Annotated in this window: 13 protein-coding genes and 1 pseudogene; 8 read left to right on the top strand and 6 right to left on the bottom strand. The window is 70.4% G+C overall.

Annotated features, from left to right (window positions below; translation table 11 throughout):
• The first annotated feature begins 205 nt into the window (after positions 1-205).
• From JOF43_RS09700 to JOF43_RS09690, 3 genes are read left to right on the top strand one after another with little or no spacing between them, the layout of a single operon-like run.
• A complete protein-coding gene (locus tag JOF43_RS09700; protein ID WP_209901557.1) occupies positions 206-1,531 on the top strand; it encodes an ABC transporter substrate-binding protein in 1,326 nt (441 codons plus the stop codon).
• Complete coding sequence (locus tag JOF43_RS22595) at positions 1,528-2,520, top strand: carbohydrate ABC transporter permease (protein WP_209901555.1); 993 nt, start codon at positions 1,528-1,530, stop codon at positions 2,518-2,520. The genes JOF43_RS09700 and JOF43_RS22595 overlap by 4 nt, the downstream gene beginning before the upstream one ends.
• The gene (locus tag JOF43_RS09690; protein ID WP_209901553.1) at positions 2,517-3,422 is read left to right on the top strand and encodes a carbohydrate ABC transporter permease; all 906 of its coding nucleotides are present in this window, start codon (positions 2,517-2,519) and stop codon (positions 3,420-3,422) included. The genes JOF43_RS22595 and JOF43_RS09690 overlap by 4 nt, the downstream gene beginning before the upstream one ends.
• 40 nt (positions 3,423-3,462) lie before the next feature.
• Here the strand turns inward: JOF43_RS09690 and guaA are convergent, their stop codons facing one another.
• From guaA to JOF43_RS09675, 3 genes are all read right to left on the bottom strand, one after another.
• Positions 3,463-5,073 (bottom strand): glutamine-hydrolyzing GMP synthase, encoded by a 1,611-nt coding sequence (gene guaA, locus JOF43_RS09685; protein WP_209901551.1) that lies wholly within the window; start codon positions 5,071-5,073, stop codon positions 3,463-3,465.
• A 210-nt stretch (positions 5,074-5,283) separates the two neighbouring features.
• Positions 5,284-5,697, bottom strand: coding sequence for a DUF3817 domain-containing protein (locus JOF43_RS09680; protein ID WP_209901549.1), 414 nt, complete (start codon positions 5,695-5,697; stop codon positions 5,284-5,286).
• 3 nt (positions 5,698-5,700) lie between these two features.
• Positions 5,701-6,624: an SURF1 family protein gene (locus JOF43_RS09675; RefSeq protein WP_209901546.1), complete on the bottom strand. Its 924-nt coding sequence runs from the start codon at positions 6,622-6,624 to the stop codon at positions 5,701-5,703.
• 182 nt (positions 6,625-6,806) lie between these two features.
• On the opposite strand from JOF43_RS09675, the pseudogene pta reads away from it, so the two are divergent.
• The 3 genes and pseudogenes from pta to JOF43_RS09660 all read left to right on the top strand — a co-directional run bounded on the left by pta (position 6,807) and on the right by JOF43_RS09660 (position 10,767).
• Positions 6,807-8,915: pseudogene (gene pta / locus JOF43_RS09670) on the top strand (phosphate acetyltransferase).
• A 25-nt stretch (positions 8,916-8,940) separates the two neighbouring features.
• Positions 8,941-10,164 carry an acetate/propionate family kinase gene (locus JOF43_RS09665; RefSeq protein WP_209901544.1) on the top strand — a complete coding sequence of 408 codons (1,224 nt, stop codon included), beginning with the start codon at positions 8,941-8,943 and terminating at the stop codon, positions 10,162-10,164.
• A 111-nt stretch (positions 10,165-10,275) separates the two neighbouring features.
• Positions 10,276-10,767, top strand: a complete 492-nt coding sequence (locus tag JOF43_RS09660) for a hypothetical protein (protein ID WP_209901542.1) — start codon at positions 10,276-10,278, stop codon at positions 10,765-10,767.
• A gap of 19 nt (positions 10,768-10,786) precedes the next feature.
• On the opposite strand, the gene JOF43_RS09655 is transcribed toward JOF43_RS09660, so the two are convergent.
• Positions 10,787-11,896, bottom strand: coding sequence for a GuaB3 family IMP dehydrogenase-related protein (locus JOF43_RS09655; protein WP_209901541.1), 1,110 nt, complete (start codon positions 11,894-11,896; stop codon positions 10,787-10,789).
• Between the two features lie 56 nt (positions 11,897-11,952).
• Between JOF43_RS09655 and JOF43_RS09650 the strand changes: the two genes are divergently transcribed.
• Entirely contained in the window at positions 11,953-12,468 is a 516-nt protein-coding gene (locus JOF43_RS09650; RefSeq protein ID WP_209901539.1) for a hypothetical protein, read from the top strand.
• A gap of 11 nt (positions 12,469-12,479) precedes the next feature.
• On the opposite strand, the gene JOF43_RS09645 is transcribed toward JOF43_RS09650, so the two are convergent.
• Both JOF43_RS09645 and guaB read right to left on the bottom strand, forming a co-directional pair.
• Complete coding sequence (locus JOF43_RS09645; RefSeq protein ID WP_209901537.1) at positions 12,480-13,187, bottom strand: exonuclease domain-containing protein; 708 nt, start codon at positions 13,185-13,187, stop codon at positions 12,480-12,482.
• Between the two features lie 65 nt (positions 13,188-13,252).
• Positions 13,253-14,752, bottom strand: coding sequence for an IMP dehydrogenase (gene guaB, locus JOF43_RS09640; protein ID WP_209901535.1), 1,500 nt, complete (start codon positions 14,750-14,752; stop codon positions 13,253-13,255).
• A gap of 287 nt (positions 14,753-15,039) precedes the next feature.
• Here guaB and JOF43_RS09635 point away from each other — a divergent pair, with 287 nt between their 5' ends.
• Positions 15,040-16,680, top strand: coding sequence for an inorganic phosphate transporter (locus tag JOF43_RS09635; protein WP_209901533.1), 1,641 nt, complete (start codon positions 15,040-15,042; stop codon positions 16,678-16,680).
• The last annotated feature ends 13 nt before the right edge of the window (positions 16,681-16,693 follow it).

The following is a 16,693-nucleotide window of genomic DNA, read 5'->3' as shown; positions in this document are numbered from 1 at the left end:
TGAAGCCCAGGAGCCCCCTTGACGGTGATGCACGCCATGCCTAATCTCTGATCAGAAACCTAATACGTAACGCCATCATCGGGACGAGAGCGTGCTCGTCCCGTCGGCCCGGGATCCTCGGACCCCATCGGCCGAACGCGGATGCGCGACGTCCTCGTCGCCGATGAGCGTTGACCATTCCTGCACGGAACGAGAGGTGCCCCTCGTGCTCCCCACCCGCAGACGCACGTTCCTGACGGCCGCGGCCGCCGCGGTCGCCGCGGTCGGTGCCCCAACACTGCTGTCGGGCTGCGACGGCGGCTCCGGCGGAGCCGGCGGTCCCGACGGCGACCTCGTCATCTGGTGGCCCGGCGTCCAGCCCACCGAACAGGACTTCGTCACCGAGATCCTGGTCCCCGCCTTCACGGAGAGGACGGGACGCGGCGCCAAGGTCACGTTCATCGATTGGCCGGACATGTCCCCGCGGCTCAATGCCGGATTCTCCTCGGGGACGGGACCCGATCTCTACGGCCACGGCCCCGCCGCGGTGGCCGATCTGGTGAAATACGGCCGCATCGAGCCCCTCGACGATCGCCTCGAGCAGATGGAGGAGGCCGACCGCGAGGACCTGAAGATCGGTCTCGAGAGCGGTGTCGTCGACGGCGCCCACTACATGTTCCCGATCGCCGCCACGGGACGTCAGGTGGCCTACAACGCCGCCCACTTCGAAGAGGCCGGGCTCGACCCCGACGCGCCACCGACCACCTTCGTCGAGCTGCGCGAGGCCGCCGACGCCCTCGCCGTGCGATCGGGCGGTTCTCTCGAGCGCGCGGGTATCGTGTTCAGCGCCGAACCACCGGGGATGCAGCAGGCCTACACCAGCCTGCTGTGGGCGAACGGCGGTGAGCTGCTGTCCGAGGACGGAACCACGGTGCAGTTCAACGGCCCGGAAGGCCTCGAGGCGCTCGAATGGTACGTGAGCCTCTACCAGGGAGACTCCCCCGTCGACAGCAATCTCGGCGGCACCTGGGACGCCCTGCCGCCCGCCCAGTCGCCGCTGGCCACCGAGGACTCCTCGATGCTCTTCACGGACCCGGCGACGCTCACCCAGATCATGGCCGCCGCCCCGGACCTCGACCTGCGCTTCATGGACGTGCTGCCCTTCGACAGTGAGGACGAGCCCGCCGCATTCGGCGGTGCGGCGACCGGCCTGCTGATCAACCCCGACAGCCAGAAGATGGACCTCGCCTGGGAGTTCATGCAGCTGATCGGCAGCAAGGACTACAACAACAAGTACGCTGAGGAGGTCGGGATCGTCCCGGCGCGCGCCTCCGCCGTCGAGAGCGATTACGTCCAGGAGACCCCGGCGATCGCCTCCACGGTGGAGAACTCCGAGTCCTTCCGCTCCAATCCCAACGTCGCGGGATGGACGCAGATCCGCGACACCCTCGCCGAGTACCTCGAGCAGGCGCTCAACGCCGCGCTGACGCCGCAGGAGGCGCTCGACCAGGCCGCCACCGAGCTCGAGCAGATCATCGCGCAGGAAGGGTGATCGCCATCTCCGACGCCATCTCGTCCTCGACGGGCCGCGCGGCGACGGAGGGCCCGGACGCCGCCGGCACCGGCCCGCGCACGGGGCTCGCGCGGTCTCCTCGACGCCGCGAGCCCTCGCACCGCCCGCTGCGCCGCTCGATGTCCCGGGCCGGCATGCTCTTCGTCGCCCCCGCAGCGGTGTACGTGCTGGTCTTCCAGATCGTTCCGGTGCTGTACGGCCTGGTGCTGAGCTTCACCGAGTACACGCCCCTGCAGCGCGGTGCCCCGACGTTCGTGGGCCTGTCCAACTACGGCGCTCTGATCGCCGACGGCGCCTTCCGCAATGCTCTGTGGGTGACGGCGCGCTACACGCTGCAGGTGCTCCCGCCGACCGTCGTGATCGCCCTCGTGCTGGCGATGCTGGCCAACCGCCCGTTCCGCGGGGTCGGGCTCTTCCGCTCGGCGCTGTACGTCCCGCACATCGTCTCGCTCACCGCCGTGAGCATGATCTGGCTGTGGATGTACTCGCAGAACGGGCTGTTCAACGACGTCCTCGAGGTCCTGAACCTCTCCCCGCAGAAGTGGCTCAACGACCCGGAGACCGCGCTGAACGGCGTCTCCGTCATGCGCATCTGGAAAGCGCTGGGGAGCAACATGGTGCTGCTGCTGGCGGGGCTGCAGACGATTCCGAGGCATCTGTACGAGGCGGCGAGCATCGACGGCGCCGGGCTCTGGCACCGCTTCCGCCACGTCACCCTGCCCGGGCTGCGCCCGATGCTCGTCTACGTGGTGGCGACCGACATCATCTACCTGTCCCAGAGCTTCGCCGAGATCTTCGTGCTGACCTCCGGAGGACCGATGAGCTCGACGACCACCGTGAACTACCTGATCTACACCGAGGCCTTCGAGTACAGCAGCATGGGATCGGCCTCGGCGATGGCGTTCGTCCTGTTCGCCTTCATCGCCGGCCTCACGCTGATCGCCCTGAGAGGAGGGCGCGAACGATGACCGACACCACCGCCGACCGGACGGCCCGGCGACCCCGGGTCTCCCGCAGCGAGCGGAGCAAAGCAGTCAACCTGGTCCTGCTGCTGCTCGCGACGATCGTCGTCCTGTTCCCCTTCCTGTGGATGGTCTCCCTGGCGTTCACCCCGGCGCAGGACGCCTTCCGCGAGGTGAAGCTCTGGCCGGACCGGCCGACGTTCGAGAACTTCATGACCGCGCTGACCGTCGGGAACCTGGGCCGCGCCTTCGTCAACTCCGTCATCGTGGCACTCGCCGCCGTGGCGTCGAACTGCGTGATCGCCGTGGCCGCGGGCTACGCCTTCGCGCACCTGCCGTTCCGGGGCAGCACGGTCGTCTTCTACATCCTGCTCTCCACGGCCGCCATCCCGGTGGCGGTGACCCTGATCCCCTTGTTCCTGATGGTCTCGAACGTGCCCTTCGCCGGAGGGAACGATGCCCTCGGGCGAGGCGGGAGCGGACTGACCGACACCCTCGGCGGCCTCGCCATCCCCTACCTGGTCGGGACGTTGAGCATCTTCCTGGTGCGTCAGTTCTATCTGGGCATGAGCCGCGAGCTGGCGGAGGCCGCCCGCATCGACGGGGCGAGCGAGTTCCGCATCTTCTGGACGGTCTACCTCCCGATCTCGAGGCCCATCATCGCGGTGGTCGCGATCTTCTCCTTCACGGCGGTCTGGGACGACCTGCTGTGGCCGCTGGTCGTCTCCTCCTCGCCCCGGAGCCAGACCGTGCAGCTCGCCCTGACGGGCTTCACCCAGAGCGGCAACATCCAGTACGCGCCGCTGATGGCGGCCGCGATCATCGTGACCCTGCCCGTGCTGCTGGTGTTCCTGTTCAACCAGAGGCACTTCATCTCCGGGCTCTCGGAGGGCGCCGTCAAGGGGTGAGGCGGCAGCGCGGACCCCTCAGCGCCGGCTCAGGACGAGCTCACTCCCACTCGATGGTCCCCGGGGGCTTGGAGGTGATGTCGAGGGTGACGCGATTGATCTCGCTGACCTCGTTCGTGATGCGCGTCGAGATGCGGCTGAGCACGTCGTAGGGCACCTTGGCCCAGTCGGCGGTCATGGCGTCGTCGCTGGTGACGGGACGCAGCACGACGGGGTGGCCGTAGGTGCGGCCATCGCCCTGCACGCCCACAGAGCGGACGTCGGCCAGCAGCACGACGGGGCACTGCCAGATGGTGCGGTCCAGCCCGGCGGCGGTGAGCTCGGCGCGGGCGATGGCGTCGGCGGCCCGCAGGATGTCCAGACGCTCCCTGGTGACCTCGCCGATGATGCGGATGCCCAGGCCGGGGCCCGGGAAGGGCTGGCGCCAGACGATGTCATCAGGCAGGCCCAGCTCGGAGCCGACGGCGCGCACCTCGTCCTTGAACAGGGTGCGCAGCGGCTCGACCAGCTCGAAGGAGAGATCCTCGGGCAGCCCGCCGACGTTGTGGTGGCTCTTGATGTTCGCCGCGCCCTCTCCCCCGCCGGACTCGACGACATCGGGGTACAGGGTGCCCTGGACGAGGAACGCCTTCGCTCCGGAGGTCGCCGTGTGCGTCCCGGCACCGTCTCCCTCCACGACGCCCTGCTCCCGCAGGATGTCCTCCTGCGCCTGCTCGAAGGTGCGGATGAACTCGTGCCCGATGATCTTGCGCTTGGCCTCGGGATCGGTGACCCCGGCGAGCGCGGCGAGGAACTGCTCCTCGGCATCGACCACGACCAGCTTCGCCCCGCCGGTGGACTCGCCGAAGGCCTTCTCGATCTGCGCGGACTCGTCCTGGCGCATCAGGCCGTGATTGACGTACACGCAGGTGAGCCGGTCGCCGATCGCGCGCTGCACGAGCGCGGCGGCCACCGCGGAATCGACGCCGCCGGAGAGGGCGCAGATGGCGGCGCCGTCGCCGACCTGGGCGCGTATCCGCTCGACCTGCTCGTCGATGACGTTGCCGGTGGTCCAGGACGGTTCGATCCCCGCGCCCCGGTACAGGAAGTTCTCCAGCACCTCCTGCCCGCGGTCGGAGTGGCCGACCTCGGGGTGCCATTGCACGCCGTAGAGGCACTTCTCGGGGTGCTCGAAGGCGGCGACGGGGCTCGCGGTGGAGGTCGCGACCACCCGGAACCCCTCGGGGGCGGCGGTCACGGAGTCGCCGTGGCTCATCCACACGTTCTGGTCGACGTCCTGCTCGGCCAGCAGGCGCGAGCTGCCGTCGACGGCCTCGAGACGGGTCGCGCCGTACTCGCGCACACCGTTGGCGGCGACGGTGCCCTCCAGCGCCGCGGCCATGGACTGGAAGCCGTAGCACAGCCCCAGCACCGGCACCCCGGCCTCGAGCAGGGCGCGGTCGAGGCGCGGGGCACCCTCGGCGTAGACGGAGCTGGGCCCGCCGGAGAGGATGATCGCGCGCGGGTCCTTGGCGAGGATCTGCTCCGCGTCCATCGTGTGGGGCACGATCTCGGAGTAGACCCGGGCCTCCCGGACGCGGCGGGCGATGAGCTGGGCGTACTGGGCGCCGAAGTCGACGACGAGGACGGGGCGCTGGTCGGTGTCGGTCACGTGGCCGAGTCTACGGGGGCGCCGGGCCGGACGGAGCCCCCGTCCGGGCGATGAGGGGGCAATCCTCGTCACCCCGGAACGCCACCGAGCACCCGACCCGATCCGCAGGCTCCCGCATCCTCGTGATCGAGGTCGCCGCGCCGTAGAAGGTGCCACCGAACCCGCACCTTTCTCGTCAAGACACCGACGAGTCCGCAGCGGACGGTGCGTTCAGGCGCCCGGCGCCGCCTCCGCCTCGTCCTGGAGGGTGGGTCGCTGCTGCAGGTCCACCTCCACCTGCTGATGGGTCCAGCGCTCCCCGAAGAAGGACAGCACCGGGACCACGCCGAAGAACATCAGCAGGAGCATCCTCGGCAGCGCCCAGCGCATCTTCAGCCACAGGTCGAAGCCGAGGATCACGTAGATCATGTAGATCAGCCCGTGGATCGGCGACCACACCGAGGAGACGTGCTCCCACAGCGGGGAGGTCGAGGTGAACCAGGCGTCGCCGCCGAACACGACGTAGCGCATGATCATGATGGTCACCAGCACGAGCAGCGCGATGCCCTCCACGATCGAGGCCACGCGGAAGCGGGCGAAGGAGGTCCTGCAGGCGACATCGTCCAGGGGGCGGGGGGTGGGCACGGGTCACACGTCCTTGTCGGGGGTCGGAGAAGTGGAAGCGGTGGGAGAGGAGGAGCCGGCGACGGCCGGCTCACGGGGGGTTCCGGACGCGGGGTCAGCAGACTCAGCGGACTCAGCGGGCTCGGCGGGCTCCGAGGACTCTGTCGGCCCGTTGCCCCGCAGGGACTCCTCCATCGCCTCGCGCCGCGCGGCGAGCTCGTCGAGGTACGCGGTGCGCACGGAGCGCCACCACAGGTAGAGGAAGAAGCCGCCGAACAGGACCCACTGGAAGGAGTATCCGATGTTCTGCCAGTTCAGCCCCTTGCTGAAGTCGGACTCGGCCTCCGGCATCGGCTGCAGCCCCGCGTTCGGGTCGACCTGTGCGAGGTAGCCGGAGTACATGGGTGATCCCCACTCGTTGACCAGCATCGGGGTGGCGATCTCCTCGACCACGCCGTTATCGACCCCGCCCGAGGCGGATTCGCTGGCCTCGAGCCGGCCGGTCACCTCGACCTCGCCCGCGGGCACCTCCGGGGCGAGCGTGGGATCGATCTCGCCGTCGGGCCCGGTGAGCTCGTCGGCCGGAACCCAGCCGCGTGCCACCGGCAGGCGGGCGGTGGAGCCGTCGGCGAGGTCGACCTGCAGGGCCGTGACGACGATGGCCGCGTCGGTGCCGTCGATGTTGCGCCCGGGAACGACGACCTGCTCATCCGGGTCGTAGTGCCCCGTCGCGGTGACGATGTCGCCGACGATCGCATTGGTGACCGCCTCGCCGACGTCGAGCACCTCCTCGAGGTCGCCGCGACGCTCGGCGCCGTCGGCCTCGTCGGTGATCGCCTGATGCGCCCGGTCCCACTGCCAGCTGGCGAGCAACCCGCACACGAGAGTCGCCACCACCATCAGGGCGAGCAGCCCGAGGAAGCGCGGGCGGAGGGCGGTGCGGAGCATGACCTCATCGTACGAGTCGCGCCTGGGACCGCACGATGGGCGATCGGTCACGCCGCCACAGTCCGCGGACTGTGACCGATCTGCCCGGGCCGACGGGACGCAGGTCCCGTCGGATCGCGGTGATCACGCCCGCACGCAGGTCCGCTCTGCTCGATCCCCTGTCGCTGAGCCCGGGCGCACCTATGCTGAGTGGCGTGACCCAGAGTGTGTATATCGCCAGTCCGGAGGGACGGACCGGGAAGTCGATGGTGGCTTTCGGTCTGCTCGAAGCCCTCGCCTCCCGCTCCGACCGCGTCGGGGTCTACCGCCCCGTCGTCAAGGCCGACCATGCCCGCGATTACGCGGTCGACCTGCTCACCTCGCACCCCGCCGTCGAGCAGGAGTACTTCGACGCCATCGGGGTGGACCACCAGCTGCTGCTGTCGGACCCGGACGCGGCGCACGAACGCATCCTGAGCCGCTACCGGGACCTGGCCGAGCGCTACTCGATGCTCGTCGTGCTCGGCAGCGACTACGACGACCTGGCCAACCCGACGGAGATGGCGTTCAACGCCGAGGTCGCCGCGAACATGGGCGCCCCCGTCGTCCTCGTGCTGTCCGGCCTGAACCGCAGCCCCGACCAGATCGCGGCCCTGGCCGCGGTCTCCTCCGGCGAGTTCGGCAGCCATCACGCCGCCCCGATCGCGGTGGTCGTCAACCGCGCAGAGGACGAGTCGCTCGAGGCGATCGAGGCTGCCGTCGGCACGAAGGTCGGCGGGGCGCTGGTCGCCGTGATCCCCGAGAATCCCGTGATCATGGCGCCGACCGTGCAGGAGGTGAAGGACGCCGTCGGCGGCACGCTCCTGCAGGGCAACCCGGAATGGATGGACCGCGTGGCCCTCGGCACCGTCATCGCGGCGATGAGCCTGCCCAACGTGCTCAGCCGCCTCACCGAGAACTGCACGGTGATCGCCCCCGGCGACCGCTACGACCTGCTTCCCGGCCTGGTCATGGCGCAGCAGTCCGGCACCTTCCCGTCGCTGTCCTCGATCGTGCTGACCGGCGGCTACGACGTCCCCGAGGAGGTCAGCCGCCTGGTCTCCGGCGTCCAGTAGGACCTGCCGGTCATCGCCACCGACCTCTCGACCTTCGACACCGCCCGGCAGGTCGACCTCACCCGGGGCCGTCTGTTGGCGGGCAGCGCACAGAAGATGGACGCCGCCCGGCGCGCCGTCGCCGAGCACCTGCCCACCTCCGAGGTGCTGGCCGCGCTCGAGGTGACCCGCAGCGAGGTCGTCACCCCGATGATGTTCGAGTTCGAGCTGCTGACCCGTGCCCGCGGCGAGAAGAAGACGATCGTGCTGCCCGAGGGCGAGGAGCCGCGCCTCATCGCGGCCGCCGAGGCGATCCTCGCCCGCGGCGTGGCGGACCTGATCCTGCTGGGCGAGGAGAACCAGATCCGATCCCGTGCCTCGCAGCTGGGTCACGACATCTCCGAGGCCCGGATCGTCTCCCCGCGCGATACGGAGCACGTCGAGCGCTACGCCGCCGAGTACGCCCGGCTGCGGGCGAAGAAGGGTGTCACCCTTGAGCAGGCCCGCGAGCGGGTCCAGGACGTCTCCTACTTCGGCACCATGATGGTGCAGATGGGAGAGGCCGACGGGATGGTCTCCGGCGCGACGCACTCGACGGCCCACACGATCCGTCCCTCCTTCGAGATCATCAAGACCAAACCGGGCGCGCAGATCGTCTCCTCCGTCTTCCTGATGGCCCTGGAGGACAGGGTGCTGGTCTACGGCGACTGCGCCGTGAACCCCGATCCCACCGCCGAGCAGCTGGCCGACATCGCCGCGCAGTCCGCCGAGACCGCTGAGCAGTTCGGCGTCGCCCCGCGGGTGGCGATGCTGTCCTACTCCACCGGCACCTCGGGGACCGGGGCCGACGTCGACAAGGTCCGCGAGGCCACCGCGCTCGTGCGCGCGGCCGCACCGCACCTCGACGTCGAAGGGCCGATCCAGTACGACGCCGCCGTGGACGCCTCGGTGGCCAAGACCAAGCTGCCGGACTCCTCCGTCGCCGGCCGCGCCACCGTGTTCGTGTTCCCCGATCTCAACACGGGCAACAACACCTACAAGGCCGTGCAGCGCTCCGCCGGGGCGATCGCCATCGGCCCCGTGCTGCAGGGCCTGAACAAACCGGTCAACGACCTCTCCCGCGGCGCGCTCGTCGACGACATCATCAACACGGTCGTCATCACCGCCATCCAGGCCCAGGCGGAATCGGCCCGCGCCTCGGCCGCCCCCGCCCGCTGATCCACTTCCAGGAGCTGACCGTCCCATGACCGACACCTCGTCCGACGCCCGCGTCCTCGTCATCAACTCCGGCTCGTCCTCGCTGAAGTTCCAGCTGCTGGCCCCGTCCGACGGGACGGTCGACGCGGCCGGCATCGTCGAGCGGGTGGGTCAGGACCAGGGCACCGCGTCGATCACCGCCGGCGAGCGGGAATCCGACGTCACCGGGCCCGTCCCCGACCACGTCGAGGCGATGAGGATCGTCCAGCAGCTGTTCGAGGACGTGGACCTGGCGCTGAGCGAGGACCGGATCCGCGCCGTCGGCCACCGGGTGGTCCAGGGCGGCGCCCGCTACGCCGAGCCCGTGCTCATCGACGACCAGGTGCGATGGGACATCCACGATCTCGGCAAGCTCGCCCCGCTGCACAACTACGCGGCCGTCGAGGGGATCGACGGGGCGAAGCAGTTGCTGCCGAACGTGCCGCACATCGCGGTCTTCGACACCGCGTTCTTCACGAGCCTGCCCGAGGCCGCCGCGAACTACGCACTGAACCGCGAGATCGCGACGGAGTACAAGGTGCGCCGTTACGGTGCCCACGGCACCAGCCACCAGTACGTCTCGGCCACCGTCTCCGAGCTGCTGGCGGCGCAGGGTCGGGACGTCGAGGGCCTGCGCCAGATCGTGCTGCACCTGGGCAACGGGGCGTCGGCCTCGGCGGTGCGCGGCGACCGGGCGGTGGAGACCTCGATGGGTCTCACCCCGCTGGAGGGCCTGGTGATGGGCACCCGCACCGGCGACATCGACCCGACGATCTACTTCCACCTCCACCGCCGCGCCGGCATCGGCCCCGCGGAGATCGACGACATCCTCAACAAGCGCTCCGGGATGATGGGCATGTGCGGGATGAGCGACTTCCGTGACATCACGGCCGCGGTCGAGGCCGGGGACGAGGCCGCGACCCTGGCCACCGACATCTACGTGCACCGTCTGCGCAAGTACCTGGGCTCCTACACCTTCGTCCTCGGCGGTCTGGACGTGCTGACCTTCACCGCCGGCATCGGCGAGAACGTCCCGATGGTGCGCGAGCGCCTGCTGACCGGCCTCGAGGAGCTCGGCATCGAGCTGGATCCCGCGGCGAACGCCGCCCGCAGCGCGGAGCCGCGCGTGATCTCGACGCCGGACTCGCGGGTGCTGGTGATGATCGTGCCGACCAACGAGGAGCTCTCGATCGCGCAGCAGGCCGCCGCGGTGGCCCGCGAGGGCGCCTGAGCGGCGGCGACGCCCCGTATCCTGCAGGGACCCGACCACGACACTCAGGGGGAACAGGTGGCATACCAGGCGCCCTACGGCACATACCAGGCACCTCGCAGGAAGCGGGGCATGAAGCGGATCGTCTTCGGGGCCCTGGGGATCATCGCCAACGGCATCGGGCTGATCGTGATGCCCTTCGTCGCCGGCCTCGCCGTCGCCGTCGTCGCGCTGCTGTCCGCGACCCCGGTGTCGCTCGGCGGAGCATCGGGCACCTTCGACGCCTCGGCGTCCTCGCTGCACTACGTGTACGTCCCGACGGCGGAGGCGGGCTCGGTCTCCTGCACCGCCGAGGGCGGTGCCGACGCGGTCTGGGAGCCGGAGGGGACCACCGTCCCCACGACGGTCGACGGCGCCGAGTACTCACCGGTCGGCAGCGTCACCGTCACCTCCGATCAGGAGGTCACCCTCTCCTGTGAGGGAGCCTCCGACGTCGCGGTGGCCGATGTCGGCATGATGGGGACGCTCATCGGCCTCGGCGTCGGTCTCGTGATCCCGATCGGGCTGGGCCTGATCGCGGTGATCCTGCTGATCTGGGGGATCATCGCGCGCGTGCGCTCCTGAGACCGCCCCGCGCGGGGTCTCACACCGTGGTGACGACCTCGATGCGCTGGAACTCCTTGAGGTCCGTGTACCCGGTGGTGGCCATCGCGTGGCGCAGGGCGCCGACCAGGTTGGTGGTGCCGTCGGCCCCGAGGGAGGGCCCGAAGAGGATCTGCTCGAGCGGGGCCGCCGTCGTCACGTCGACACGGTGGCCGCGGGTGAGGGTCGGGTGGTGCGCCTCGCTGCCCCAGTGGTGACCGCGGCCGGGCGCCTCCTCGGCGCGGGCGAGCGCCGCCCCCACCATCAACCCGTCGGCGCCGCAGGCGACGGCCTTGACGATGTCGCCCGAGCGACCGAGGCCGCCGTCGGCGATGACGTGCACGTAGCGGCCCCCGGACTCGTCCATGTAGTCGCGGCGGGCGGCGGCGACGTCGGCCACCGCGCTCGCCAGCGGCACCGAGATGCCGAGGGTCTCCTCGGTGGTCTGCGAGGCGCCGCCGCCGAAGCCGACCAGCACACCGGCGGCGCCGGTGCGCATCAGGTGCAGGGCGGCCGTGTAGGTGGCGCAGCCGCCGACGATGACCGGGACGTCGAGCTCGTAGATGAATCTCTTGAGGTTCAGCGGCTCCCGTCCCGTCGAGACGTGCTCGGCGGAGACGGTGGTGCCACGGATGAAGAACAGGTCCACGCCCGCGTCGACGACGGTCCGCCAGTGCTCCTGGGTGCGCTGCGGGGACAGCGACCCGGCGGCGGTGACCCCGGCGTCGCGCAGCTGCTGGATGCGGTCACGGATCAGCTCGGGCTTGATCGGTTCTGCGTAGATCTCCCGCATGACGTCGACGACCTGGTCGTCGGACGCCCCAGCGACCTGGTCGAACTGGGCCGTCGGATCCTCGTAGCGGGTCCACAGACCCTCCAGGTCGAGCACCCCGAGTCCGCCGAGCTGCCCGAGCTCGATCGCGGTCTCCGGGGACATCAGCGAGTCCATGGGGGCGGCGAAGATCGGGATGTCGAAGTGATAGGCGTCCACCTGCCAGGCCGTGGAGACGTCCTCCGGGTCGCGGGTGCGCCGGGAGGGCACCACCGCGACGTCATCGAAGCTGTAGCTGCGGCGTCCGCGCTTGTTCCGGCCGATCTCGATCTCGCTCATCACACGGGGAGTCTACCGTCGGCCACGAGGTCGCACGGCCCGGCTACGGTGAAGCGATGAGCCCCGTGCACGCCCCCGGCGACAGCGATCCGCGGGACGGCGCGCCGGCGAGCCCGTCGCTGGCCCCGCCCGTGCTCGTGGCGGCCCTGGGCGTGGGGGCGATGGTCCTCGAGGTCGTGCGCGTGATCGGGATCGACCCGGCCGACGGTCGGGCCCGACCGATGGCCGGCCTGGTCCTGGCGGCGGCCCTGGCTCTCGGCGGCTTCTCGGCGACGAGGGTGGCGCAGCTGCTGCGCCTGGCCGCCCGCCGCGCCGCCCGCGCGGAGGGCTCGGTCCCGGCGCCGTGGGCCCTCACCGAGGCGCACAGCCTGCACGCGGTCTGGGTGATCGGGGTCGGTGCCTCGGTCGCGCTGATGGGGCTGCTCGGCCTGTGGTCCCTGGCCGACGGGAACCCCTCGGGCCTCGAGCCGGGATGGCCGCTGCTGCTGGTCGGCGCCCTGATGGCGCTGCTGGCCCGGATGGCCTGGCAGCGCACGAGCCGGCTGTGGGCCGTCTCGGGCGACGGGATCTGAGGCGGTCCCGCTCAGAGCGGCCAGGCAGTACTGACGTCCGGCGTCTTGCCCTTCTTCCGGAGGAACTGGTTGAAGTTCTCCGCCCAGCTGAGGTGCCAGCCGATCTGCTCCCGGTGCAGATCCGGCAGGGAGGAGGCGCCGACCTTCGGATGGGCCAGGACGAGGGCGCGCAGCACGTCCAGCGTGGCCGAGACGTCCACGTCGGCCGTGTGCAGCCGGCCGTCCTGCTCGCACCCGTAGTGGGCGATGAGGTCGGTGAGGGTGCGCTTGCCCTTGCGGTAGCGGTCCACGCCGCGGTCGACCACCAGCGGGTCGATCACAGGCGCGATGTCGTGGCCGAGACGCGCGGCGAGGGTGGGGAGGCCGAGGCGGGTCAGCTCGTTCTCGAGGATGGCGAGATCGAAGCTGCCGTTGAAGGCGACCAGCGGGACGTCGAGGTGCAGGGAATCGGCGATCATCGTGACGACCTCCTCGAGGGCGTCGGCCGCCGCCATGCCGTGCACCCGCGCGTGCTCGGTGGTGATGCCGTGGACCCGCTGGGCGGGCTCGGGAATGTCGATCTCCGGGTCGATCAGCCAGGTCGCGACCGTCTCGTTCTCACGGCCCGGCCCGACGGAGTGCACGAGGGCGACCGTCACGATCCGATCGCTCGCCACGTTCGTGCCGGTGGTCTCGGTGTCGAAGCCGAGCAGAGGTCTGTCGATCCAGGTACTGGTCATGGATCCAGCGTATCGGCGCGGGCCGACGTCCGGCCCTCCCCCGTGGACGGCCCGTGCGGGAGCCCTCAGTGCGAGGTGTAGTTCGGGGCCTCCATGATCGCGGCCATGTCGTGGGGATGGGACTCCTTCAGCCCGGCGGGGGTGATCCGCACGAACTGTCCGCGCTCCTTGAGCTGGGTGACGGAGTCGGCGCCGACGTAGAACATCGACTGGTGCAGGCCGCCGACGAGCTGGTGGAGGACGGAGCCGAGCTGGCCCTTGTAGGAGACGCGGCCCTCGATGCCCTCGGGGACGATCTTGTCGTCGGAGTCGACGTCGGCCTGGAAGTAGCGGTCCTTGGAGAAGGACTTCTTGCCGCGCGAGGCCATCGCGCCCAGGGAGCCCATGCCGCGGTAGGCCTTGAACTGCTTGCCTCCCACCAGCACCACCTCGCCCGGCGACTCCTCGGTGCCGGCCAGCAGGGAGCCGACCATGACGGTGTCGGCCCCGGCGACCAGCGCCTTGGCGATGTCGCCGGAGTGCTGCAGGCCGCCGTCGCCGATCAGCGGGACCCCGGCCGGGCCGCAGGCCTTGGCGGCCTCATGGATCGCGGTGACCTGCGGGACGCCGACGCCGGCGACCACGCGGGTGGTGCAGATGGAGCCCGGTCCGATGCCGACCTTGACGGCGTCGGCCCCCGCGTCGACCAGGGCCTGCGCCCCGGCGCGGGTGGCGACGTTGCCGCCGATGACCTGGACGCCCTCGAAGGACGGGTCGTCCTTGATGGTCCGGATCATCTCGAGGGCGAGGCGGGCGTGCCCGTTGGCGGTGTCGACCACCAGGACGTCGACGCCGGCCTCGCGCAGCGCGGCGGCGCGCTCGAGGGAGTCGCCGAAGAAGCCGACGCCCGCGCCGACCAGCAGGCGGCCCTGGCGGTCCTTGGAGGCGTCGGGGAACTGCTCGGACTTCACGAAGTCCTTGACGGTGATGAGCCCGGTGAGGCGGCCGTCGGCGTCGACCAGCGGCAGTCGCTCACGCTTGTTGCGGCGCAGCAGCGCGGTGGCCTGCTCCTGGGTGACGTCGTCGGGGGCGGTGAACAGCTCGGTGGTCATGACGTCGACGATCCGGGTGCCCGACCATTCGGCGACGGGGATGAAGCGGAGGTCGCGGTTGGTGCAGATACCCAGCAGGAGCCCGGTCGGATCGACGACGGGCAGGCCGGAGACGCGGTACTGGCCGCAGAGCTCGTCGAAGTCCTCGAGGGTGGCGTCGGGGCCGATGGTGACGGGATTGGTGATGCGGCCGGTCTGGGTGCGCTTGACGAGGTCGACCTGATGGGCCTGGTCCTCGATCGAGAGATTGCGGTGGAGGATGCCGATGCCGCCGTGACGGGCCATGGCGATGGCCATCCGGGACTCGGTCACGGTGTCCATCGCGGCACTGGCGAGCGGCACCCGGAGACTGATCTCGCGGGTCAGCCGACTGGAGGTGTCCGCCTCGGAGGGGATCACGTCCGTCTCCCCGGGCAGCAGCAGCACGTCGTCGTAGGTGAGTCCGATGAAACCGAAGGGATCCGCGCTCGTCATGTACCGATGGTAGCGGCGCAGCTGCCGCACGCACAGTTCTGCTCGCCACTGTCCCGCCCCCGACCCGCTGCTCTGACCAGCACCGATTGATGAGGTGCGCGGAATCACGCCGCCCGGGGGGTCGCCGGGTGCATCCACCGACCTGCGGTCCGGCGGCCGGCAGCCCGGGCAGGGCCGCGTCGGATGGATGTCCCGGAACCCACCGCTCGTGGCCTACAGTGGCGACGCCCACCCGGAGGCCCGTGCACGGGTTCCGCCTCCGTCCCCGCCATCCCCGGAGCTCGACGATGTCCCGTACGAACCTCCAGACGCCCACTGACCCTCCGGTGACGACCGGGTTCCTGGGCGCTGACCGGAACTGGCACCTCGGTGCCGGCCTGATGACGGCGGCGACCGTGGTCGCCTTCACCATCTGGTCCTTCTCCCACGCCGGGGGTGACGTCAACGCCCTCCTGCTGATCCTCGCGATCGCGTTCGGCCTGTTCATGGCCTTCAACATCGGCGGCAACGACGTCGCCAACTCCTTCGGCACCAGCGTCGGGGCGGGAACCCTCACGATGAAGCAGGCGCTCCTGGTCGCCGCCGTTTTCGAGGTCTCCGGCGCGGTCCTCGCCGGGGGCTCCGTCACGGAGACGGTCCGCAGCGGCATCGTCGACATCGACGGCATGCACATGGACCCGCAGTCCTTCGCCTACATCATGATGTCCGCCCTGCTGGGCGCCGCCGTCTGGCTGCTGCTGGCCACCAAGATGGGCTGGCCCGTCTCGACCACGCACGCGATCATCGGCGGCATCGTCGGCGCCGCCGTCACCACCGGCATCGTGACGGGCACCGGCGGATTCGCGATGGTGCAGTGGAGCGAGATCGGGGCCATCGCGACCTCCTGGATCCTTTCTCCGCTCCTCGGCGGTGTCACGGCCTTCCTGCTCTTCGGCGCGATCAAGCGACACATCCTCGCCCCGGCCTCTCGCGCGATCGCGCTGGGCTCGCGCGGTTTCGACGACGCCGAGGACGATGACGACGAGGACGATGATGACGACGAGGAGGAGAACCGTCACGTACCAGGTTACGAGCGCGTGACCGAGCTCCAGCAGAGCGCCTTCGCCGAATCCGCGGCCCTGGATCTCACGCCCGGCGGGCCAGGCGCCGAGCTCGCCGAGCACGCCGCGACGCTCACGAAGAAGGAGCGCAAGGCCGCCCGCAAGATCGAGCGCAAGGCGGCCTACCACGCGCTCGAGAAGCGGGTCCCGCCGCTGGCCGCGGGCGCTGCCGTCGTGATCGCGGCGATGCTCGTCTTCAAGGGGCTGAAGAACGTCGGGTTCGAGGTCACGATCGGCGGCGGCCTCCTGCTGCTGATGATGATCGCGCTGGCCGTGTGGATGGCGGTGACCGTGTTCGCCCGTGCTCTGAAGAAGCAGTCCATCTCCCGCGCCACCTTCATCATGTTCAGCTGGATGCAGGTTTTCACCGCCTCGGCCTTCGCCTTCAGCCACGGCGCCAACGACATCGCCAATGCCGTGGGGCCCTTCGCGGCCGTGCTGGACGTGGTGAGGACGGGGGCGATCTCCGAGGAGGCCGCGGTCCCCACAGCGGTGCTCGTCGCCTTCGGCATCGCCCTGGTCTCCGGGCTGTGGTTCGTCGGCCGCCGGGTCATCGCCACCGTCGGCACGGGCCTGACCACGATGCACCCGTCCTCGGGCTTCGCGGCCGAGCTCGCGGCCGCAGCGGTCGTGCTGCTGGCCTCCGTGCTGGGCCTGCCGGTCTCCTCCACCCACATCCTGATCGGTGCCGTCCTCGGCGTCGGGATCGTGAACCGGGCGGCGAACTGGAAGCTCATGCGACCGATCGCGCTGGCCTGGATCATCACCCTGCCGGCAGCCGCGAGCATCGGGGCGATCGTCGTCCTGGTGCTGCGCGCCGCCTTCTGAGCCTCTCACCGGG

The sequence above is a fragment of the Brachybacterium sacelli genome, from assembly GCF_017876545.1.
Classification (GTDB): domain Bacteria; phylum Actinomycetota; class Actinomycetes; order Actinomycetales; family Dermabacteraceae; genus Brachybacterium; species Brachybacterium sacelli.
This window is presented reverse-complemented; position numbering and strand designations above follow the sequence as displayed.

Bases quoted from the DNA above. Each gene is read 5' to 3' on its own strand.
- JOF43_RS09660 (WP_209901542.1), top strand. From the start codon at position 10,276: ATGAAGCGGATCGTCTTCGGGGCCCTGGGGATCATCGCCAACGGCATC.
- JOF43_RS09645 (WP_209901537.1), bottom strand. From the start codon at position 13,187: ATGACCAGTACCTGGATCGACAGACCTCTGCTCGGCTTCGACACCGAG.
- guaB (WP_209901535.1), bottom strand. From the start codon at position 14,752: ATGACGAGCGCGGATCCCTTCGGTTTCATCGGACTCACCTACGACGAC.
- JOF43_RS09635 (WP_209901533.1), top strand. From the start codon at position 15,040: ATGTCCCGTACGAACCTCCAGACGCCCACTGACCCTCCGGTGACGACC.
- JOF43_RS09665 (WP_209901544.1), top strand. From the start codon at position 8,941: ATGACCGACACCTCGTCCGACGCCCGCGTCCTCGTCATCAACTCCGGC.
- JOF43_RS09690 (WP_209901553.1), top strand. From the start codon at position 2,517: ATGACCGACACCACCGCCGACCGGACGGCCCGGCGACCCCGGGTCTCC.
- JOF43_RS09675 (WP_209901546.1), bottom strand. From the start codon at position 6,624: ATGCTCCGCACCGCCCTCCGCCCGCGCTTCCTCGGGCTGCTCGCCCTG.
- JOF43_RS09650 (WP_209901539.1), top strand. From the start codon at position 11,953: ATGAGCCCCGTGCACGCCCCCGGCGACAGCGATCCGCGGGACGGCGCG.
- JOF43_RS09655 (WP_209901541.1), bottom strand. From the start codon at position 11,896: ATGAGCGAGATCGAGATCGGCCGGAACAAGCGCGGACGCCGCAGCTAC.